The organism is Shewanella sedimentimangrovi, from assembly GCF_017354965.1.
In the GTDB taxonomy this organism is placed as follows: Bacteria; Pseudomonadota; Gammaproteobacteria; order Enterobacterales; family Shewanellaceae; genus Shewanella; species Shewanella cyperi.
Genome location: NZ_CP071502.1, coordinates 3,788,368 through 3,810,444 on the forward strand (window position 1 = coordinate 3,788,368; position 22,077 = coordinate 3,810,444).

At 56.7% G+C, this 22,077-nt stretch carries 15 protein-coding genes; 8 read left to right on the forward strand and 7 right to left on the reverse strand.

Annotated features, from left to right (window positions below):
- The first annotated feature begins 254 nt into the window (after window positions 1-254).
- A complete protein-coding gene (gene ric, locus JYB85_RS16925; RefSeq protein ID WP_207380216.1) occupies window positions 255-956 on the forward strand; it encodes an iron-sulfur cluster repair di-iron protein in 702 nt (233 codons plus the stop codon).
- Between the two features lie 79 nt (window positions 957-1,035).
- Window positions 1,036-1,527 (forward strand): AlbA family DNA-binding domain-containing protein, encoded by a 492-nt coding sequence (locus JYB85_RS16930; RefSeq protein ID WP_207380217.1) that lies wholly within the window; start codon window positions 1,036-1,038, stop codon window positions 1,525-1,527.
- Window positions 1,528-1,618: 91 nt separating this feature from the next.
- Here the strand turns inward: JYB85_RS16930 and JYB85_RS16935 are convergent, their stop codons facing one another.
- The 6 genes from JYB85_RS16935 to lptM form a co-directional block, all read right to left on the reverse strand.
- Entirely contained in the window at window positions 1,619-2,329 is a 711-nt protein-coding gene (locus JYB85_RS16935; protein WP_207380218.1) for an HAD-IA family hydrolase, read from the reverse strand.
- Entirely contained in the window at window positions 2,329-3,207 is an 879-nt protein-coding gene (gene xerC, locus JYB85_RS16940; RefSeq protein ID WP_207380219.1) for a tyrosine recombinase XerC, read from the reverse strand. The genes JYB85_RS16935 and xerC overlap by 1 nt, the downstream gene beginning before the upstream one ends.
- 6 nt (window positions 3,208-3,213) lie before the next feature.
- Window positions 3,214-3,849, reverse strand: a complete 636-nt coding sequence (locus JYB85_RS16945; protein WP_207321110.1) for a DUF484 family protein — start codon at window positions 3,847-3,849, stop codon at window positions 3,214-3,216.
- Complete coding sequence (gene dapF / locus JYB85_RS16950) at window positions 3,846-4,673, reverse strand: diaminopimelate epimerase (RefSeq protein WP_207380220.1); 828 nt, start codon at window positions 4,671-4,673, stop codon at window positions 3,846-3,848. The genes JYB85_RS16945 and dapF overlap by 4 nt, the downstream gene beginning before the upstream one ends.
- 63 nt (window positions 4,674-4,736) lie before the next feature.
- Window positions 4,737-5,981 carry a diaminopimelate decarboxylase gene (gene lysA / locus JYB85_RS16955; protein WP_207380221.1) on the reverse strand — a complete coding sequence of 415 codons (1,245 nt, stop codon included), beginning with the start codon at window positions 5,979-5,981 and terminating at the stop codon, window positions 4,737-4,739.
- Window positions 5,982-5,992: 11 nt separating this feature from the next.
- The gene (lptM, locus tag JYB85_RS16960) at window positions 5,993-6,130 is read right to left on the reverse strand and encodes an LPS translocon maturation chaperone LptM (RefSeq protein WP_207321113.1); all 138 of its coding nucleotides are present in this window, start codon (window positions 6,128-6,130) and stop codon (window positions 5,993-5,995) included.
- A gap of 79 nt (window positions 6,131-6,209) precedes the next feature.
- Here lptM and cyaY point away from each other — a divergent pair, with 79 nt between their 5' ends.
- On the forward strand, window positions 6,210-6,542 hold the full coding sequence (gene cyaY, locus JYB85_RS16965; protein ID WP_207380222.1) for an iron donor protein CyaY: 333 nt from the start codon (window positions 6,210-6,212) through the stop codon (window positions 6,540-6,542).
- A gap of 11 nt (window positions 6,543-6,553) precedes the next feature.
- Here the strand turns inward: cyaY and JYB85_RS16970 are convergent, their stop codons facing one another.
- Window positions 6,554-8,974, reverse strand: coding sequence for a class I adenylate cyclase (locus tag JYB85_RS16970; RefSeq protein WP_207380223.1), 2,421 nt, complete (start codon window positions 8,972-8,974; stop codon window positions 6,554-6,556).
- Window positions 8,975-9,181: 207 nt separating this feature from the next.
- Between JYB85_RS16970 and hemC the strand changes: the two genes are divergently transcribed.
- The 5 genes from hemC to JYB85_RS16995 all read left to right on the forward strand — a co-directional run bounded on the left by hemC (window position 9,182) and on the right by JYB85_RS16995 (window position 21,980).
- Window positions 9,182-10,114: a hydroxymethylbilane synthase gene (gene hemC, locus JYB85_RS16975; RefSeq protein WP_207321116.1), complete on the forward strand. Its 933-nt coding sequence runs from the start codon at window positions 9,182-9,184 to the stop codon at window positions 10,112-10,114.
- Window positions 10,115-10,116: 2 nt separating this feature from the next.
- The gene (locus JYB85_RS16980) at window positions 10,117-10,836 is read left to right on the forward strand and encodes a uroporphyrinogen-III synthase (RefSeq protein WP_207380224.1); all 720 of its coding nucleotides are present in this window, start codon (window positions 10,117-10,119) and stop codon (window positions 10,834-10,836) included.
- Between the two features lie 42 nt (window positions 10,837-10,878).
- Window positions 10,879-11,985, forward strand: a complete 1,107-nt coding sequence (locus tag JYB85_RS16985; protein WP_207380225.1) for a uroporphyrinogen-III C-methyltransferase — start codon at window positions 10,879-10,881, stop codon at window positions 11,983-11,985.
- On the forward strand, window positions 11,982-13,148 hold the full coding sequence (locus JYB85_RS16990; protein WP_207380226.1) for a heme biosynthesis HemY N-terminal domain-containing protein: 1,167 nt from the start codon (window positions 11,982-11,984) through the stop codon (window positions 13,146-13,148). Before JYB85_RS16985 ends, JYB85_RS16990 begins: the two co-directional genes overlap by 4 nt.
- A gap of 273 nt (window positions 13,149-13,421) precedes the next feature.
- Window positions 13,422-21,980, forward strand: a complete 8,559-nt coding sequence (locus JYB85_RS16995) for a retention module-containing protein (protein ID WP_207380227.1) — start codon at window positions 13,422-13,424, stop codon at window positions 21,978-21,980.
- Window positions 21,981-22,077: the final 97 nt, after the last annotated feature.

Sequence of the window (22,077 nt, forward strand, 5' to 3'; positions counted from 1 at the left end):
ACTTAGCCGGGTCGCCTCCATCAGACCCGGCTTAGCTTCAGCTGCTAATGCTACTTCTAAAAAGAGCTGAAATTACAACCCGACTCCATATTGCCCCTATTCTTCTGAAGCGAGTTTGCCGCTTTAATGCGGCTTGCTGCTCTCATCTCCTGCCAACTTCGCTGTGATCCGTCGCCCAAATAGCCCTGCTGCCCCTTGCCTGCCTGACTGCTGAACACTAACATGCATTACTTTTACATCATTAAGGAATGCCCATGAATCCCACATCATTACTGGATCGCAGCGTAGGCGAATTGGTGGCAGAAGACTTTCGTCGCGCCCATGTTTTCAGTCAGTTTGGTATCGATTTCTGTTGTGGCGGTGGCAGGTCTTTGGCCAAGGCCTGTGAGCGTGCCGGAGTTCCCACCGAGCGCCTGCTCGACCTGCTGGAAACCATGGCCGCCAGCGGAAAAGCCGACGACACCCTCAATCAATTACCCCTGGGCGAACTGATTGATTACATCGAAGCCAATCACCACACTTATGTACGCGAAAAAGCACCGCTATTGCTGGAGTACACGGCCAAAATGGTGCGCGCCCACGGTGAACACTTTGCAGAAATCAAGCCCCTGGCAGCCTGGGTACAGGCTTTGATGGATGATCTGGTGCCCCATCTGATCAAGGAAGAGCAGGTGCTGTTCCCGGCCATTCGCGCCATGGCGGCCGGTGAAGCGGTTGACGGTTGCTTTGGTCATATAGGCAACCCCATCCGCGCCATGCAGCACGAACACGACGATGCGGGGCAAATATTGGCGAAATTGCGCGAAATAACCGGCAATTATCAGCCACCGGAAAATGCCTGCACCACCTGGCGGGTCTGCTATGCCACCCTGGCAGAATTTGAGGCAGATTTGCATCGCCACATACATTTGGAAAACAACCTGCTGTTTCCCAAGGTTATGGCCCTGACTTGCTAAGGCTGGCCAGCAGCGCTTTCCCATGCTATGACTGAGACAAGGGCGGCTAACCACCGCCCCGTCAGTTCGGAGGGAAAGCATGGCTGCACTAGCTCTCAGTGATCTCGATAGACTGCGGGAATCTGTCAGGGTGGAGTTCAAACTGGCTGCGGGGCGCAACGGCCTGGGCCAGCTACCCGAGGCCATCTGGGAAAGCTACAGCGCCTTTGCCAATACCCAGGGGGGAGAAATCATTCTCGGGGTGCGGGAACACGAAGGGCAATTCAGTATCCAGGGCATTGCCCAACCCGAACCTTTGGTGCAACAAATCTGGCAGATCCTGGAAGATCGCAGCCGAATAAGCTGCAATCTGTTGGGCCCGAGAGATGTGCAGATTGTGGCCCTGGCCGACAAGAAACTCATCCGTATCCATGTGCCCGAAGCCACCAAGACCCAGAAGCCCATATTCCTTGGCAGCTCGCCGTTCGGCGGCACCTATTTTCGGGTTGGTGATGCCGATATGCGCGCCAGTCACCGTCAGGTCAACCGCCTACTGCGGGAAAGCAAACATCTGACGCCACCGGAAAGCTGACAAGTTCTAACTCGTCGCCCCATTAACAAAGCCTTACAACAGTTAACGCCCCCTCAGAGCACCCAATACAACAGGCGGCCACATTGAAGCTCTACGTTAACATTGCCTGCAACTGATACAGATCATGAATGGTCATGGTGGGCAGCACAGGCGCCGCCAGCGGACTTGCCTGAGGCAGTTGCAGCCACACGGACTGGCACCCGGCCCTACGGGCACCGGTCACATCGGCGCTCAGGCTGTCACCCACGTGCAGCAGTTGTGACACAGATATCCCCAGCCGCTCGCAGGCCAGCTCAAACATATCCGGAAAGGGCTTCATTCGCACGCCCTGGCCCGCCTGCAACACAAATTCCAACGCCTGTCCCAGGCCTATCAGCTTTGGATTGACATTGCCGTTGCTGAGGCCAATCAAAGGCCAGCGCTGGCTCAATCGTTCCAGCAAGTCCAGCACCTGGTCACTCACCCTGAAATCACTGCGGCAACGTAAAAACTCCGCCATGGCGGCTTCGCTGCCCGATTGGGCTTCCTCGGAGCCATATCCCAGCCGTTCCAGCCCCAGGCGCAAACACCGACGCCGCGCCGCGGTTGGGTCGTGTGCCAGAGTCGGTTCCACCGCCATCAGCTGCAATCTGAGATGGCGCCAATCGCTGGCGAGCCAACTTCGGCTGTTGGGATACTCCTGATGCAAAAAGGCCAGCAGACCGGCTTCGGCCTGCCTGATAATGGGACCGTTATCGTACAGGGTATCGTCAAGGTCAAAACTGATGGCAGCAAAGGGCCGCAACCGCTGGAAGACCTGCATTATCGTTCCTTTTTCCGCGCCCGCGGGTGGGCGCCGTCGTACACCTTGGCCAGATGCTGAAAATCCAGGCTGGTATAGATTTGGGTTGTCGCCAGGTTTGCATGGCCCAGCAACTCCTGCACCGCCCGCAAATCACCGCTGGACTCCAACATGTGGGTGGCAAAGGAATGTCTCAGTTTGTGGGGATGCACATGCACAGCCATGCCCTGGATTTTGGCCCATTTATCGATACGCGCCTGGATGCTGCGATGGGACAGGCGCCTGCCCCTTGCGGTTACGAACAGGGCATCATCCTCGCAGGGCAAGCCCCGGCGAACATCGAGCCAACGGCTAAGGGCCGCAATAGCCACCGAACCCACGGGCAAAATCCGCTCCTTATTGCCCTTACCCAGCACCCGCACCTCCTGTTCCTTAAGGTTAAGCGCGTGACAGTCCAGGCCCGCCAACTCGGCAAGACGTAAGCCGGAGGAGTAGAACAGTTCCATGATGGCGCCATCGCGAATATCCAGCGGATCATCACCGTCGATGTCGAGCAGGTGGCTTATGGCATCCGGATCCAGATTTTTCGGTAACGGCTTATTTTGCTTGGGGGCGCTGAGGCCCGCAGCGGGGTTGACCTCAATCACCCCCTGGCGCAACAGAAACTGACCGAATTGCTTGAGTGCCGACAGGCACAGCGCCAGGGAACGGGGGCTCAATCCCTGACGATGCAGCTTGGCCATAACCGCAGCCAAATCCCTGTGCTCCAGGGCCAGCCAGTCCTTGGTGACCATGGCCTTGACCCGATTCAGTTCATACAGGTAGTTGCGAACCGTCTTGTCTGACAGGCGTCGCTCGCTCGTCAGGTAACGTTCGAAGCGCTGCAGCCAATCGTTCATTTGGCCTCAGAGCTTGGGTAACAGATGATCGAGCAGACGCCTGAGCTGGTCCAGCAGCAGGTTATCCATCTCGGGGTGGAAGTGGGCTGGATCCTGGCTGGCGATGGCAAAAACCACCTGACCACAGTCTTCCGACAAGCGGGTCAGGGCCACAGACCCCACATCAGCACCGAACAGACGGCGGGCCTCCTGTTGGGTGAGGCGACCGAAATAATGCCCCTTGGCGAGGCGGTTACTCCAAATGGCCGACAGCTCGCTGTCAATATCGTGGACAGTGATCAGCCGTACATGACTGAAGCCAAATTGCTGCTTGAGCCCCTCGGACAGGCATTGGCGCACCTCGCCCAAGTCCTCGCATTCCAACAAGCGGAACGACAGCTCGTTATTGAAGCGGAAGATGCTTTCATTACGGCTGGCCATCGTCATCAGGGCGGTAATTTCTTCTTCCAGTTGCTGTACCCGGCTGCGGAGCAATTCCTGGCGCCGTTCCACCAGTGACACAGTGCCCCGTTCACCGTGGGGCATCCGCATGGCCAACAACAACTCGGGATAGCGACAGAAAAAATCAGGATTATCCAGCAGGTATTCGCGGATGATCTGTTCGTCAAAAGGTTCAGTCATCAGGGGCTTCACATCTTTCATAGCGGGATCTGTCCATCGTACACGTGCTGGGCGGGACCGGTCATCCACAGGGGCTTGCCCTCGCCTTCCCAATTGATGGTCAGGGTACCGCCGGGGAGGTCTACCCGCACCTGGGTGCCCAGTTTTTCCTGCAATTGCCCCACCACCACGGCGGCACAGGCGCCGCTGCCGCAGGCCAGGGTTTCCGCCGCGCCGCGCTCGTAGACCCGCAGGCGAATATGTTCCGTGCTCAACACCTGCATAAAGCCCACATTGACGCCCTTGGGGAAGCGTTCATGGCGGGTCAGCAAGGAGCCCACCTCGCCCACAGGAGCTGTGTCCACATCGTCCACTTGCAACACACAGTGGGGGTTGCCCATGGACACGACCCCGCACAAAAAGGTCTGGGTTGGCGTCGGAATCAGATAGGTCTTCTCGGCCTTTTTGGCCTTAAAGGGGATCTGGGCCGGATCCAGTACAGGCACGCCCATATTGACCGTCACCTGACCATCACGTTCCAACCTCAGGGTCATCTTGCCGCTGCTGGTGCTGACCCGGATCTTGTGTTTGTTGGTCAGGCCCTTGTTGCGCACAAAGCGGGCAAAACAGCGGGCGCCATTGCCACACTGCTCAACTTCGCTGCCATCGGCATTGAAGATGCGATAGTGGAAGTCCAGGTCCGGATCGTAAGGCGGTTCCACCAGAAGCAATTGGTCGAAACCAATCCCAAAATTGCGATCGGCAAGGCGACGGATCTGCTCCGGGGAAAAATACACGTTCTGGGTCACGCCATCGACCACCATGAAATCATTGCCCAGGCCGTGCATCTTAGTGAAATGGATCAAGATAGCTTCCCTTTACCATGACACCCGCCTTGGCGGGTATCCAAACTCGTGAATAGCGTCAGTTTACGGCAGGATCTGCTCACCATGCCAGAGCAGCGTCAGTTTTTCCCTTTCCCTGACAACACTGGCTGTTGCGCCATCCACCATGACTTCCGCCGCCCTGGGGCGGGTGTTGTAGTTGGATGACATGGCAAAGCCGTAGGCACCGGCGGAACGCACCGCCAACAGATCGCCGGACACCACGTTCAACTGACGGTCTTTACCAAGGAAATCCCCGGTCTCACATACAGGTCCCACCACGTCACAAAGGCATGAGTCACCTTCATGGGGGCTCACGGGAATGATGTTTTGCCAGGCACTGTAGAGCGAAGGACGGATAAGATCGTTCATGGCACCGTCGACTATCACAAAGCGTTTGTCGCCATTGTCCTTCAGGAACAGTACTTCGGTCACAAAGATACCGGCATTGGCGGCGATGGCACGGCCGGGTTCAAAGATCAGTTTCAGCGGCCGCCCGGCAACTTTCTGCAACAGCGCCTCGGCATACTTGTCCGGATGCGGTGGTGTCTCGTCGTTATAGGTCACGCCCAGGCCGCCACCCACGTCCAGGTGTTCAATCACGATACCGTTTTCGGCAAGGCGATCGATCAGCGCCAGCATACGGTCCGTGGCATCCAGGAAGGGCCGCAGCTCGGTCAGCTGCGAACCTATGTGGCAATCCACGCCCTTCACCTGCAGATTGGGCAGGCTTGCGGCACGCAAAAACAGGGCTTCGGCCTCGCCCATGGGAATGCCGAATTTATTTTCCTTGAGACCGGTGGAGATATAAGGATGGGTGCCTGCGTCCACATCGGGGTTGATCCGCAGTGAAATCGGCGCCACCTTGCCCAGGCGGCCGGCCACGTCATTGAGCAGTTCAAGCTCGGCAGCTGACTCCACGTTAAAGCAGTGAATGCCCACTTCCAACGCCATTTCCAGTTCATCAACCTTCTTGCCCACGCCGGAAAATACCACCTTGTCCGGATCGCCGCCCGCGGCCATCACCCTGGCAAGCTCACCACCTGAGACTATGTCGAAGCCACTGCCCAGACGGGCCAACACATTCAGCACCGCCAGGTTGGAATTGGCTTTCACTGCATAGCAGATAAGGTGCGGATGGGACGCCACCGCCTGATCAAAGGCATGCCAATGGCGCTCCAGTGTCGCCCGGGAATAAATGTACAGCGGCGTGCCATGCTGACGGGCCAATTTGGCCACCTCGCAGTCTTCCGCATACAGGGTGTCGCCTCGATAATTAAAGTGGTCCAAGACAGTATTCCTTATTGTTTTGCTTTGTCTTTGTCTGTTTGTTCTTGGGTCTGATTGTCCGCCGCCGGCGGCGTTTTATACAAAGGGCCTTTCTGACCACAACCCACGACCAGCAGGCTAACAAGCAACAGGGATAATTGCAGTTTCATTTTTCTCAACGTCTGTGCACTGGATGGCTAATGGACTTATAATCGCATCCATACCAATGAAAGCAAAGGACAGAAATAGATGTCGATGACAGACTCCGAGTTTCACCAAAAAGCAGACGAGATGTTCCACATCATAGAAAACGCCATCGAGGACGCCATAGACAGCCAGGGTGCCGATGTGGATGTGGACGCCAGCCATGGCGCGCTGCAGTTGGAATTCGACGATGGTTCAGTGATAGTCATCAATAAACAGGAGCCGCTGCATGAGATCTGGATGGCGACCCGTTTCGGTGGCTTCCATTTCGCCTGCATTGACGGTGACTGGATTGACCAGCGCAATGGTGGCCTGGAGTTCATGTCATTTGTACGTGAATCCATCAAGCGTCAGAGCGGTATCGACGTCAGCTGGTAAGCCTGAGGGGGCTATAGCTCAGCCCCCATTTCTTCCCGCTGCGCCCCCATTGCATTGGCAAAGGGCAGCACCCTGAGCTCGCCTTCACAGCGCTCCAGCAGGAAAAACTGCGGCAAATTGAACCGCCGCTTGACCTCAAACAAACCGTCAAATACGTGCTGGCAACTCACTTTACTGACCAGCTCCTCAATATGACTGCCATGCTGGATAAAATGACTCAGCTCATTGTCGGCATTCAGAATAAACACATCCAGACCCTCTTCCCGTGGACGCAGAAAATACTGAATAACCTCAGCTGCCGCATATTGCTGGATAACTTCAGGGGCACTGGAGAAAGGATCGTCGCCCATATCCGGCCTTGGCAATTCCAGCAACTCGGTATGAAACACTTGCTGATACAGGGATTTGGCGTCGCTGAGGTCCTGGTACTTGAGTCCCATGGTATTGAAAAACAGCCCAAATCTGCGTTTCCCAACCTGCAATGGTTGCATCAGGGTACTGGAAGATTTCACCTGGGCACCTATGGCCAGCAAACGCTTCAGCAGGGTAGACAAGGCAATTTCCAGTTGCACCGACAGTTTGGCAGCACAACTGATCACCTCCACTACCACATCTTCATCGGCACGACGCAGTCCCGGCATCATAAAGGTCAGGGCTTCGAGCAACGCCTCTTCCCCGTTGAATTGGCAGCATTGCCATTCGCCCCAGGAATTGAGCAACAAAAGGTCAATCGAGCCCAGGACATTCCGCTGCTTGCGCCCCAGAGAAAACAGATTGGCATGGGTCACATCGACCATCACTTCCTGGCCTTCCCAGGCAATGCTTGGATCCTGTTCAATGTTCAGCAGTACAATGGCCTTACGGTAATGCCAGGGATGACAAAGATCCTGCTTGGATACCTTGGGACTGCGACCTGCCACCCAAGGCAAGATACGTTCGGTCAGTTGCCTGACATCTTTGGCGGACAGGGGCAATTCCCCCGTCAAGGTCCAACGGCTGCGACCGTCACACACACCATTGATGCAGGCCCAGGCGATAAGCCTGGCCAGTGAATCCGATTGGAACAGCAGGGTAGCAGGGTCCGCTCCCTCCGGCTTACGATAGAGGGAGAAAGCCCCATCAGAATCGCGACGTAACAGCAACTCAGGTTCCAACACGCTTTGGCTCCAGAGGCGGTTGAACTTGATGATTTGCTGCTTATCTTCGCGAAAGAAAGTATGCAACTTGCGGGTCAGCATACCCAGTTCTTCGATGCGCAATCCCTCCCGCAGCCCATGGGCCGAGGCAAAATGCAGCAGGGTCTGATAGCTGGCCAGCAGCAATTCGTTCAGTTGGGCGTTAAACCATTGCAACTGGCCGCTATGCCAATGTTCACAGTCATCCAGTGTCTGTATCAGGCTTTCAGGCCAAGCCCAATCCCCCACCAACTTCTTGAGCTTGTGCCAACGCCAGTCCCTTGCCTGTGATTCCCAGGAAAGACGCACCCCGCACTTGAGATAAAAACAACGGCGGACGATTTCCAGACGGTGCCAATCTTCCTTTTGCAGCAAATACTGCTCTACCGCCTCATAAAGCAAAAAATAAGGGTCGTTGGCGCTGGAAAAATCCCCTTCGCAGGTGTGCTGCCATACTTTATCGGTCAACAGCACTGTCTTTGGATAGCTGACGGCATAGGTCTCCAGCAGCATAACTTTGAGCAAGGCCTTGTGGGGATTGGCCAGTCCCTTGTACAACTGCCACAGGGACGCACTGAAGTATTCGCTCGCCGGTAGATTATGCTCGTCTCCAAGACTCAGACATTCAGGAAACTTGGAGGCCTGCGGCCACCAGGCCAAGGGCCTGCCCGACAGACGGATCTGGCTGCGATAGAACTCCTCCAGTAACAGCCAGTGCTGGGCACTGCCGCTGTGTTCCGTAGCCAGACGCTGACCATGGGGCTTTCCGGCGGAAAACTGTTGCGGATGCACCAGATAGAAGTTGACCTCAAAGCCATAGCCCTCGTACCAAAGGTGCAACTTGTGCAACTTATCTTTGAGCATGGACAATTCAGAACCTTGCATCGCCGCATCATGGATGACCCAGATATCAAGGTCACTGCGGGGATTTTGCCCCAGGGTGCCGGTGCTGCCCATGGCATAAACCCCCTCGATGGCTGCAGGCAGCTCGGGAACCAATTTGGGTAAGGTCAGTGACAGGGTCTTTGCGGCCTGCTGCATTTCTTCAATCAAGGCAAAATCAGCAATACCACAGGGGGTTTCATGGCCGTTATACCCCGGCAATCTGGGGCCGTGAAAATGCAGCAGCAGGGAGATACTGTGAAACAAATGGCGTTGCAACGGCGTCAGCAAGGCCAGAGCCCTTGCCTGTCGCACGCAATTCAGCCGCTCTGACAGTTCAATGGGAGCATGATGGGAGACCTGTGAGCGCAGCATCCGATATAGCCAAGCCATTCCATGGAAACAATGTGTTACATCCTAGCCACTCCCGAACGACATAGCAAATAAATGAGACCTGCGTCACATTCTTAAAAATAGCTTAAGCTGACCTAGTTCAAAGATCCTGCAGGCATTTGTGACATTCGCCACCGGCCAATGTTAGCATTGGCGCAATTTATCCAGACCAGATATGGAATCTACGGCATGTCGCAAAACCTCATTCGCATCGCAACCCGTAAAAGCCCTTTGGCCATGTGGCAGGCTGAATTTGTTAAGGCAGAACTGGAACGCATTCATCCAGGCTTGGTGGTCGAATTGTTGCCCATGAGCACCAAGGGCGATGTGATCCTCGATACGCCGCTGGCCAAGGTCGGTGGCAAAGGGTTGTTCGTCAAGGAGCTGGAAGTCGCCATGCTGGAAGACAAGGCCGACATCGCCGTGCACTCCATGAAAGACGTGCCAGTGGATTTCCCTGAAGGCTTGGGGCTGGAAGTGATTTGTGAACGCGAAGATCCCCGTGATGCCTTCGTGTCCAACAGCTATTCCAACCTGGAGCAACTGCCCCATGGCGCTGTGGTGGGTACATCCAGCCTGCGTCGTCAGTGCCAATTGCGCGCCCGTCGTCCGGATCTGCAAATCAAAGATCTGCGCGGCAACGTGGGCACCCGCCTGGCCAAGCTGGACTCAGGTGAGTATGACGCCATCATTTTGGCCGCAGCGGGCTTGATCCGCCTCGGTCTGTCAGAGCGTATCGCCTCTTTCATTTCCGCCGAAGAATCTCTGCCGGCCAATGGCCAGGGCGCGGTAGGTATTGAATGCCGCACCGACGATGCCCGGGTTAAGGCCCTGCTGGCACCGCTGGAGCATAAAACAACCCGCCTGCGGGTGCTGGCCGAACGGGCCATGAACACCCGCCTTGAGGGTGGCTGTCAGGTTCCCATTGGTGCCTTTGCCGAAATTGATGCCGGCCAGCTGACATTGCGCGGCCTGGTGGGCAATCCCGATGGCTCTGAAATTATCACCGGCGTAATCCAAGGCGCAGCGGACGATGCGGTTAGCCTGGGTCAGCAACTGGCAGACGAGCTGCTTGGCAAAGGCGCCAAGGCCATACTGGATGCCGTATACGCCAAGGCTTGATGATGAAGGTGCTGCTGACTCGTCCCGAGGGGCGCAATGGGCAGATGCAACAAGCGTTAACCGAACGCGGCGTCGCTTTTATGGTGACGCCGCTCCTGTGTGTTGAGAGCATTGCCGTCAGCCCGGAGGCACTGAGCCTGGCCAAAGAGGCCGACATGCTCATTTTCATCAGCACCACAGCCGTAACCCACGCCGCCACTCTCTTTGGCAGCCATTGGCCAACAAGCCGTTATTACGCCGTGGGTGAGGCCACCGCCGCCGCCCTCGAACAATTAGGCCTCAATGTGACCCGGGCACCCGACGACTGCCAGCAGACCGAAGGCCTGCTGCAATTGCCGGACTTTGACCAAGTCAGCGAACGCAAAATTGGCATTATCCGGGGAGAAGGTGGGCGTGCAACCCTGGCCGAAACCCTCAGCCAACGGGGAGCCCAGGTAAATTACCTTGAGGTGTATCGTCGTGGCTGCCCACCACTGGATCCACAAGCCACTGTCGCGGCCTGGCAGGCCTTTGGGATAGATACTTTGCTGCTGACCAGCGGTGAAGTGCTGGACAACTTGCTGAAACTGGTTCCCAAAGAGTGTTTTGCTTGGCTAAATTCCTGTCATATCATAGTGCCCAGCTGCCGGGTGGAAGCCCAGGCTCGCGATAAAGGATTGACCAGGGTTACCAATGCAGGCGCGGCCAACCACCAGGCCATGCTTGACGCCCTGTCACTGTAATTCTCTTCTTTCCGCCATTACAGGTGTTAACAGGACAGTTTCATGGATAACCAACCGCAAGAAGTCGAATCCACACTCCCGGACACCCCGCAGGATATGGACCCGCAGCCAACCGCTGAAAATGCCCCCAAGGGCCGCCCCTGGTTCTTCATGGTGCTCACACTGTTTGCTTTGCTGGCGGCGGCAACCGCCATTGGCGGCAGCTACTGGCTCTATTTGCAAATGCAGGCCCTACAGCAGGAAAATCAAAGCGCGGGTCACCAATGGCAAACGGCGCTGAATAATGCCAACGGCCAGATATCCGCACTCAGCCAACAACTGCAGCAGCAGTCGACCCTGGCAGGCAAACTCCAGGCATTGGAAGACCAACAGCAACAAACCGCACAGCGCATCAATAGCCTGACCCAGCGTGACCCCAACCATTGGGTATTGGCCGAAGCCGAATACCTGATCCGTTTGGCCGGGCGCAAATTATGGTTGGAGCGGGATCCCGCCACATCGATGGCGCTACTGAAAGAAGCCGATGGCCGCATTGAGTCACTGCAAAATCCCGCCCTGCTTCCCTTGCGCAAGGCGCTGGCAAGCGATATCAGCAGTGTCAGCAGCATCAAGATCACCGATGCCGCCGGCACCCTTTATGCCATTGATGAAATTATTAATGGTCTGGATAAACTGCCCCTCAACCGCACCGAAGCAGAGCCGATTGCAGCAGAAGATCAGCAGCAACTGACCGAATCCATAGATGACTGGCGCACTAATTTAGCCAAAAGCTGGCAGGCGCTTATCCAGGAATTCATTACCATACGCCATCGCAATACCGATCTGGCGCCGCTGCTGTCCCCCCAACAGCAGTGGTACCTGCAGCAAAACGTCCGCAATAAGCTGCTGCAGGCGCAACTGGCCTTGCATCGCCATGATGAACTGAATTATCGCCAATCCATCGCCATGGCCCGTAAATGGATCTATCAGTATTTCAGCCTGAGCAGCGAACAAACCCAAGCGGCGCTGGAAGCCCTGGACGCACTGCAAACCCTGAGAATTGACCCCATCACTATTGAAAGCTTCAAGGCTGACAAGCTGTTGCAGCAGTTTAAAGAATACGGTGATCTGCTGGGTGCCGAGTCAAGCGCTGGGGAGACTGGTCAATGATCCGTTCCCTGTTTTACCTGCTGATAGTGTTGATGGGTTTATGCCTGAGTCCCTATTTGATAGGCAACACTGGTTACGTTTATATCGCCGCCTGGGACTACCAGATAGAAACCAGTGTGGTGTTCGCCTCTTTGCTGCTGATCCTGTTTTACGCTGTGCTGTACCTTGCGGAGTCCGCTTTTATCAAAGGCTTGTCACTGCTCCTTGGCAGTCGATATCTACCGCAAAAATGGCGCCGAAATGCTGCCAAGAAACACACCCTTCAAGGCGCTCTGGCGTTGGCGGAGGAAGATTGGCCCCAGGCAGAAAAAGCCATGCTCAAAGGTGCCGCCAACGGCGAGTTGCCGGCGCTGAACTTGCTGGCCGCTGCCCGAGCAGCTCATCAACAGGGCAAGCCGGAAACCCGGGATACCTTACTGGATCAGGTTGATCCCCAGCACGGGGACGCGGTTAAACTGGCCAAGGCGCGCTATTTACTGCAACAGGGTGAATTGGCGCAAGCCAGAATTCTGCTGGATAAATTCAATCCCAACAGTCGCAGCAAACCCGCCATTATTCGCCTGGCAAAAGAGCTGTATCTGGCACAGCAGGACTGGCAGGCCCTGAAACTGCTGCTACCCGCCATCACCAAACAAAAACTGCTGGATGAGCAGCAACTGACCCAACTGAGCAACCGGATTAACCTGTCTCTGCTGACCGATGCTGCCGCCCACAGTGAACAGGAGCTGGACAAGTGTTGGCATTGGCTGAGCCGTCAGGAACGCTCATCTTCTGAACTCATGAGTCAGTATGCTCTGGGGCTGCACGCTTTTGGACGTCATGAAGATGCCATCAAATGGCTAAGCAAGGCGCTGAAAAAAGATCATCCCGAACCGGCCTTTGTGGTACTGCCCAAGATAGTGACAGTGGACGACACCGAAGTCATAAAGCTACTGCAACAACTGGGTAGCGGCTGGGCCGATGACAGCGATTATCTTCAGAGCTTGGCCAAGGTCCAACTGCTGCTGCGCGAGAACAAGGCGGCCCGGGATACCCTGGAAAAGCTATGTCAATTGCATCCCACCCGCGAACACTGGTCTGCTTTTGCCCACGCCCAGGAGCAATTGGGCGATACTCACGGTGCGTTTCTGAGTTATAAAAAGGCCGCGGCCTGCATAGATTGATAGAATTTTTAGGATTAAAAAAGCCACCAATTAGGTGGCGTTTTTATTAAGTCAGAATACATCAGCAACCAATAAGCCTTAACCCCATGAATAAGGTGGATTATCCCCTGATACCACCGTGCCGGACCTGAACCGTGCCAACCACCCGTCAAGCGTCATGAATTTGACAGTCCAGTCCCGCTCCCCAGACTTAAAGTAGCACCATTGCCTCTGGCGTGGACTCAGACACCCCCATTTCCGGCAGCGGTAGGCCGGACACTCGGAGTAAGGATCATGGGCATTGCAATCAACCAACAGGATGCAGTTGTCACCCAGATAGTTGGCCAGCTAAGGGCCAAGGATGAGCAAGGCAACGTTCGCACATTAAATATTGGTGACATCATCCACCAGGGGGAGCAATTGATATTTGCTTCCGATGATAAGTTTGTCATTGAGTATGCAGACGGCACCCGCATGAGCGAAGTGAACATGCAGTCTCAGGCACAAACAACGCCAGCCTCAACGCAGATGCCAGATCTGCCTGCTGACGCTACAGATGCGGAGATAGCCGCCCTGCAGGCCCAGATATTGGCAGGCCAGGATCCGACAGCTGATTTACCTGAAACCGCAGCCGGTGCCGGCGGTGGTGGAACCGAGGGTGGATTCGACTACACCAGTGTCGGCCGTGATGGTGCCGAAACCCTCGCCAGTGCAGGATGGGATACAACAGGGTTCACCACTACGACGCTGACCGCCCAGGAAGAACCTCTGCTGACCGATATACTCCCCGAAGCCCCATTCCTCGCCAATGCCAATCTCACCTTCTCCGATGCTGCCTTACCCCTGGGGTCTACCCCGGATGCCCAACAGGTTACCCAAGATGGCACCCTGGCCTTCAGTGCCACTTCCGGTGTACTGAGCATCAGCATTGACGGAGTGGCCATTGTGACCGATGGCATATTCAATGGACCTGTGACTATCAGCACCTCTTATGGGGTGCTGACTATTTCCGGGGTTGACCTGGCAAACGGTATTATGAGCTTCAGCTTTACCCAGACAGCCGCGGTCGATCACAGCCAGGGGGACATATTTAACCAGTTGTTTTCGCTGCTGCTGACCGACAATCTTGGCGTCACCACCTCAAGCACCCTCACCATCAGCGTCGGTGACGATGCTCCCAGCGGCCAGAATGACAACAACAGTCTGTCTGAAGATACCAGTCTGGCGGTGATCGGCAACCTGCTCGCCAACGACACCCAGGGCGCTGATACAGCCCAGGTTACCGCGGCCGGCGCCGGAAGTGCCACCAACATCAGTGTGGGCCAGGCCAGCCAAATCAATGGCAGTTTTGGCGTACTGACACTCAACAGCGATGGCAGTTACAGCTACCAATTGAATACCGGTTTGCAGGCGGTGCAGGCCCTGGCTCAGGGCCAAACCCTGAATGAGGTCTTCAGCTACGTGCTACAGGACGCCGATGGCGATATCAGTGTCCAAACTCTGACCATAACCATCACCGGCAGCAACGATGCCCCCGTCATTACCACGGAGCAAGGCCAGGATCTGGGTACAGTAATAGAAGCCGGTAACTTCGACGATGGCTCCTTCTATCCCGGCGTCCCCTCTGTCAGCGGTAACCTCAGCGCCAGCGACGTGGACAACGGTGCAGTGCTGACCTGGAGCGGTAATGCTGACAGCCCCTTCGGCAGTTTCAGCATAGATGCGGCCACAGGTGCCTGGACCTATATCCTCGATAACAGCGCCGCCGACAGTCTGCAGGAAGGAGAGGTGCGCATTGAAACTTTCCTCGTCACTGTGACCGATGAATTTGGTGCCACTGCCACTCAGGAAGTGACCATCACCATAGTCGGCAGCAACGATGCGCCGATATTGAGCGCCGAGACCAGTGGCAGCGTCACCGAAGATCAAAATGTCTCAGCCGGCATGCTGGTTGACAGCGGCGCCCTCAGCTTCACCGATGTGGATCTGGGCGACGAGCATCAGATGAGCAGTATCTATAACGGCGATATCAGCTGGAGCGGTGGCAGTCTGACCCAGGATCAGATCAATGCCCTGCTGGCCGGTTTCAGTGTCGACAGCAACAGCTGGGATTACAGCATCGCCAACAGCCTGGTGCAATTCCTGTCCGTCGGCGAAACCATTACCCTCAGCTTTACTGTCACCGTCACAGATGAATTTGGCGCCAGCGACAGCCAAGTAGTCACCCTGACCATCCACGGCACCAATGACGGGCCTGTCATCAATCCCCCTGAAGAAGGCGATGCCGACGGCACTGTTATAGAAGCGGGTAACTTTGATGACGGCAATATCAATCCCGGCTCTCCCGAAATTTCCGGTACCCTGACGGCCACAGATGCGGATCATGATGCCGTATTGACCTGGAGTGGTAACGCCGAGGGTGAGTTCGGTGACTTCGTCATAGATCCCGAAACCGGCACCTGGACCTTTACAATCGACAACAGCGCTGCCGACAGTTTGCAGGAAGGCGAAACCCGTACAGAAACCTTCCTGGTCACAGTCACAGACCAAAATGGCGCAACCAGCACACAGGAAGTGACCATAACCATAGTCGGCAGCAACGATGCGCCGATATTGACCCTGGATAACGGTGGCAGCGTGATGGAAGATGTCGATGTCATTGCCGGTATGCTGTCTGACAGTGGAGCCCTCAGCTTTACCGATGTCGACGTGGGAGACAGTCACGAGATCAGCACCAGTTACAATGGCGATGCCAGCTGGAGCGGTGGTGCCCTCACCCTGGCAGAAATTAACGCCTTGGCGGCTGGATTCAGTGCCGACAACGACGGTTGGGAATTCAGTATTGCCAACAGCTTGGTGCAGTTCCTGGCGGACGGCGAGACCATTACCTTAAGTTTTACCGTCACTGTAACCGATGAATTTGGCGCCAGTGATAATCAGCAGGTGAATATCACCATCACCGGCACCAACGATGCACCGACCATCAGTGACATCGCCGACTTCGGCTTTGTTGAAGCGCTCGATGCCAGCAATCAGAGCCTCCTTGCCAACGGTACCGTCAACTTCGATGACGTGGATACCAATGACCTGGTGAGCGTGGCGACCAGCCTCCAAAGCGGTGCCGTCTGGAGCGGCGGTGTCCTTGATGCCGGCCTGAAGGCCGCCCTGGAAGCCGGCTTCAGTGCCAGCGTCACCAATGCGGCTGCACCGGGCAGCACCGGCTGGACCTTTGATGCCAGCAATCTCGACCTCGACTTCCTGGGCGAAGGCGAAACCATCACCCTGACCTTCAGGGTAACCGTCAGCGACGGTCATGGCGGCAGTGCCTATGATGATGTCACCATCACCATCACCGGCACCAACGATGCACCGACCATCAGTGACATCGCCGACTTCGGCTTTGTTGAAGCGCTCGATGCCAGCAACCAGAGCCTCCTTGCCAACGGTACCGTCAACTTCGATGACGTGGATACCAATGACCTGGTGAGCGTGGCGACCAGCCTCCAAAGCGGTGCCGTCTGGAGCGGCGGTGTCCTTGATGCCGGCCTGAAGGCCGCCCTGGAAGCCGGCTTCAGTGCCAGCGTCACCAATGCGGCTGCACCGGGCAGCACCGGCTGGACCTTTGATGCCAGCAATCTCGACCTCGACTTCCTGGGCGAAGGCGAAACCATCACCCTGACCTTCAGGGTAACCGTCAGCGACGGTCATGGCGGCAGTGCCTATGATGATGTCACCATCACCATCACCGGCACCAACGATGCGCCGACCATCAGTGACATCGCCGACTTCGGCTTTGTTGAAGCGCTCGATGCCAGCAACCAGAGCCTCCTTGCCAGCGGTACCGTCAGCTTCGATGACGTGGATACCAATGACCTGGTGAGCGTGGCGACCAGCCTCCAAAGCGGTGCCGTCTGGAGCGGCGGTGTCCTTGATGCCGGCCTGAAGGCCGCCCTGGAAGCCGGCTTCAGTGCCAGCGCCACCAATGTGGCTGCGCCGGGCAGCACCGGCTGGACCTTTGATGCCAGCAACCTCAACCTCGACTTCCTGGCCCAAGGCGAAACCATCACCCTGACCTTCAGGGTAACCGTCAGCGACGGTCATGGCGGCAGTGCCTATGATGATGTCACCATCACCATCACCGGCACCAACGATGCGCCGACCATCAGTGACATCGCCGACTTCGGCTTTGTTGAAGCGCTCGATGCCAGCAACCAGAGCCTCCTTGCCAGCGGTACCGTCAGCTTCGATGACGTGGATACCAATGACCTGGTGAGCGTGGCGACCAGCCTCCAAAGCGGTGCCGTCTGGAGCGGCGGTGTCCTTGATGCCGGCCTGAAGGCCGCCCTGGAAGCCGGCTTCAGTGCCAGCGTCACCAATGCGGCTGCACCGGGCAGCACCGGCTGGACCTTTGATGCCAGCAATCTCGACCTCGACTTCCTGGGCGAAGGCGAAACCATCACCCTGACCTTCAGGGTAACCGTCAGCGACGGTCATGGCGGCAGTGCCTATGATGATGTCACCATCACCATCACCGGCACCAACGATGCGCCGACCATCAGTGACATCGCCGACTTCGGCTTTGTTGAAGCGCTCGATGCCAGCAACCAGAGCCTCCTTGCCAGCGGTACCGTCAGCTTCGATGACGTGGATACCAATGACCTGGTGAGCGTGGCGACCAGCCTCCAAAGCGGTGCCGTCTGGAGCGGCGGTGTCCTTGATGCCGGCCTGAAGGCCGCCCTGGAAGCCGGCTTCAGTGCCAGCGCCACCAATGTGGCTGCGCCGGGCAGCACCGGCTGGACCTTTGATGCCAGCAACCTCAACCTCGACTTCCTGGCCCAAGGCGAAACCATCACCCTGACCTTCAGGGTAACCGTCAGCGACGGTCATGGCGGCAGTGCCTATGATGATGTCACCATCACCATCACCGGCACCAACGATGCGCCGACCATCAGTGACATCGCCGACTTCGGCTTTGTTGAAGCGCTCGATGCCAGCAACCAGAGCCTCCTTGCCAGCGGTACCGTCAGCTTCGATGACGTGGATACCAATGACCTGGTGAGCGTGGCGACCAGCCTCCAAAGCGGTGCCGTCTGGAGCGGCGGTGTCCTTGATGCCGGCCTGAAGGCCGCCCTGGAAGCCGGCTTCAGTGCCAGCGCCACCAATGTGGCTGCGCCGGGCAGCACCGGCTGGACCTTTGATGCCAGCAATCTCAACCTCGACTTCCTGGCCCAAGGCGAAACCATCACCCTGACCTTCAGGGTGACCGTCAGCGACGGTCATGGCGGCAGTGCCTATGATGATGTCACCATCACCATCACCGGCACCAACGATGCGCCGACCATCAGTGACATCGCCGACTTCGGCTTTGTTGAAGCGCTCGATGCCAGCAACCAGAGCCTCCTTGCCAACGGTACCGTCAGCTTCGATGACGTGGATACCAATGACCTGGTGAGCGTGGCGACCAGCCTCCAAAGCGGTGCCGTCTGGAGCGGCGGTGTCCTTGATGCCGGCCTGAAGGCCGCCCTGGAAGCCGGCTTCAGTGCCAGCGCCACCAATGTGGCTGCGCCGGGCAGCACCGGCTGGACCTTTGACGCCAGCAATCTCAACCTCGACTTCCTGGCCCAAGGCGAAACCATCACCCTGACCTTCAGGGTGACCGTCAGCGACGGTCATGGCGGCAGTGCCTATGATGATGTCACCATCACCATCACCGGCACCAACGATGCGCCGACCATCAGTGACATCGCCGACTTCGGCTTTGTTGAAGCGCTCGATGCCAGCAACCAGAGCCTCCTTGCCAACGGTACCGTCAGCTTCGATGACGTGGATACCAATGACCTGGTGAGCGTGGCGACCAGCCTCCAAAGCGGTGCCGTCTGGAGCGGCGGTGTCCTTGATGCCGGCCTGAAGGCCGCCCTGGAAGCCGGCTTCAGTGCCAGCGCCACCAATGTGGCTGCGCCGGGCAGCACCGGCTGGACCTTTGACGCCAGCAATCTCAACCTCGACTTCCTGGGCGAAGGCGAAACCATCACCCTGACCTTCAGGGTGACCGTCAGCGACGGTCATGGCGGCAGTGCCTATGATGATGTCACCATCACCATCACCGGCACCAACGATGCGCCGACCATCAGTGACATCGCCGACTTCGGCTTTGTTGAAGCGCTCGATGCCAGCAACCAGAGCCTCCTTGCCAGCGGTACCGTCAGCTTCGATGACGTGGATACCAATGACCTGGTGAGCGTGGCGACCAGCCTCCAAAGCGGTGCCGTCTGGAGCGGCGGTGTCCTTGATGCCGGCCTGAAGGCCGCCCTGGAAGCCGGCTTCAGTGCCAGCGCCACCAATGTGGCTGCGCCGGGCAGCACCGGCTGGACCTTTGACGCCAGCAATCTCAACCTCGACTTCCTGGGCGAAGGCGAAACCATCACCCTGACCTTCAGGGTGACCGTCAGCGACGGTCATGGCGGCAGTGCCTATGATGATGTCACCATCACCATCACCGGCACCAACGATGCGCCGACCATCAGTGACATCGCCGACTTCGGCTTTGTTGAAGCGCTCGATGCCAGCAACCAGAGCCTCCTTGCCAGCGGTACCGTCAGCTTCGATGACGTGGATACCAATGACCTGGTGAGCGTGGCGACCAGCCTCCAAAGCGGTGCCGTCTGGAGCGGCGGTGTCCTTGATGCCGGCCTGAAGGCCGCCCTGGAAGCCGGCTTCAGTGCCAGCGCCACCAATGTGGCTGCGCCGGGCAGCACCGGCTGGACCTTTGATGCCAGCAACCTCAACCTCGACTTCCTGGCCCAAGGCGAAACCATCACCCTGACCTTCAGGGTAACCGTCAGCGACGGTCATGGCGGCAGTGCCTATGATGATGTCACCATCACCATCACCGGCACCAACGATGCGCCGACCATCAGTGACATCGCCGACTTCGGCTTTGTTGAAGCGCTCGATGCCAGCAACCAGAGCCTCCTTGCCAGCGGTACCGTCAGCTTCGATGACGTGGATACCAATGACCTGGTGAGCGTGGCGACCAGCCTCCAAAGCGGTGCCGTCTGGAGCGGCGGTGTCCTTGATGCCGGCCTGAAGGCCGCCCTGGAAGCCGGCTTCAGTGCCAGCGTCACCAATGCGGCTGCACCGGGCAGCACCGGCTGGACCTTTGATGCCAGCAATCTCGACCTCGACTTCCTGGGCGAAGGCGAAACCATCACCCTGACCTTCAGGGTGACCGTCAGCGACGGTCACGGCGGCAGTGCCTATGATGATGTCACCATCACCATCACCGGCACCAACGATGCCGTAGAGGGTGAGTTCGCCAAGGAAATCTGGGTACCGGCCTCCATGGCTGAGTTGCTCAATCCCTATGACGATGGATATCCACTGCATATTGCCGTACCTACAGACACAGATACCAATGATGTCATCAGCATTACCAATATCAGCATGGCCTTTGTGGATCAGAATGTGGTCGCAGACATAGGTACGCTTTGGTACGTTCCCGATGGAGCCGTAGATTTAGTGCCGTATGATTTTGACAACCCGGTCAACCTGTCGGCCACTGAATTGGGCACTCTGGTTTATATGCCGGGTGACAACGGCGATTTGGACAGTCAGTTGGATATTTCACTCACCTTCACCATCAATTCGGGTACAGAGCAGGTACTGGGTGACTTTGTTATCCACACGGTGCCGCAAAATAGCCTTGGCGATAACAGTGTCCTGATCGGCGACGGCAGTTCGCCACTCACTTCGGGTAACGATCAGGATGCCTTCTTAACCGTCAGCAGTGGTTTCGCCGAAGTACTTAATACCGATCCCAGTTTGGGTACGCTGGATCTCTTCACCGACTTCCAGAAGTCACCCTTCGACATTCCCATTCCTGGGGATGAAATTGGTGGTACTACCGGCCAGGAAAGGGAAGATGAAGTCTCGGTCAGGCTCACCATCAATGGCATCACCTTTATTGTCATTGCCGCTGCAAACGGGGTGACAGACTGGACCTTTGATGTGGATTCAGGCCTGATGAAGGCCAGTGTGGCCTACGACAGCATACTGATGGAATCTGATCTATCGACCACTCTTGCCCAATACCTGGCAGCCAATCCGGTATCCGCGGGAGACATTTGGACCATCACCTATCTGGATAATGATGGTGGCTCCTACCAGGCACGCTTTGTACAAGCGACCTTCACCCACGAGTTGTTACCGGATACCGCCATTACCGTCACGGGCACAGACAATGTCGATAACCTGATTTTCGGCACCACTGAAGGAGACATACTGACAGGGGCCAATCTGAACGATGAAATTGTTGGCCGGGAAGGTAACGATATCATCAAAGGGCTGACAGGTGACGACGAGCTGCTGGGCGGCAGCGGAAACGACACCATAGAAGGCGGCACAGGTGCCGATTACCTCATCGGCGGCTTGGGCAGTGACAGTCTGGATGCAGGTATAGACACAGACCGGGATATCTTGGTGTGGGATACAGGTTCAGCCGATGGCAGTACCGATGATGTCTATCATTTCGACCCCGATCATGATGCTTTGGATTTATCAGATATTCTGCTCAATGAAGAAAACGGCAGCCTGGAAGATTACTTCAGCTTCAGCTTCGGTGGTGGTGATACCACAATCACCATAGACAGCAACGGTGCCGATCCCGGAGGGGATACAGTCACAATAGTTCTGCATGGCACGGATCTGTCGGCAATCTATGGCTCGGCCAACGAAACCGACATTATTCAGGGCTTGCTGGGGGATAACGCCCTTCTGGTCACTGAACCACCGGCCCCCCCCATACTGCCGGAACCAAACCATGTGGTGATTCGGGACGAGCACAGCATCCCCTAAACTCAGGCCCCTACCTTAAAAACCATGATAAAAACAGGAGTACCTTCGTACTCCTGTTTTATTTTTCAACCAAAAAAGGTTTTACCCTTACTTTTCA